The organism is Pseudomonas sp. B35(2017), assembly GCF_002113645.1.
GTDB lineage: Bacteria > Pseudomonadota > Gammaproteobacteria > Pseudomonadales > Pseudomonadaceae > Aquipseudomonas > Aquipseudomonas ekonensis.
The window spans coordinates 1-510 of record NZ_NEIZ01000054.1 but is presented as its reverse complement, the minus strand read 5'-3'; the positions used below and the strand labels follow the sequence as shown (position 1 = coordinate 510).

General features: G+C 59.0%; 1 pseudogene. It reads right to left on the bottom strand.

The features are described 5' to 3' along the window. Nucleotides 1–402 (bottom strand): annotated as a pseudogene (locus tag CAG41_RS28090) (hypothetical protein); the annotation flags it as partial. Nucleotides 403–510 lie beyond the last annotated feature (108 nt).

Here is a 510-nt window from a genome sequence, read left to right as displayed (position 1 = left end):
CCAGGGGACGATCCAGTATTCGCCGTTGTCGCGGGGCACGCAGACTTCGCGGCGCTGGCGGTTGAAGCGGACGGGCAAGGGGACTTCGCGGAAGAGGCCCTGGATCAAAAAGAAGGTGGGTACTCCAATGATGAACGTCGTCATCACCGCAAAAATATGCATGTCGTCATGATCATTTCGAAACAGGTACCCCATGAAGGCAAACAGCATCACCATCGGCCAAAGCACCATCACCGCCGAACCAATGCTGTAGTTGCCGATGTCAATAAAGACGTCGTTCTTGCGCCAGATGGTATTGAGCACGTCACAGGGCTTTTCCCCCGTAGGGATCGGCAACGGCGCCAGATAGTCATTGCGCGAAAACATCCCTTTCTTCGTGGTGCCGGCCGCTGGCGTGCTCATGCCGGCGCATCGGCTTGAGCGGCCAATTCCGCTTCGCGCTGGACGATGGCGGCTGCAAGCGCCGGGGAGCGTTGGGCCCATTGCTCGGGGGGCAGGGGTTTTGACCAT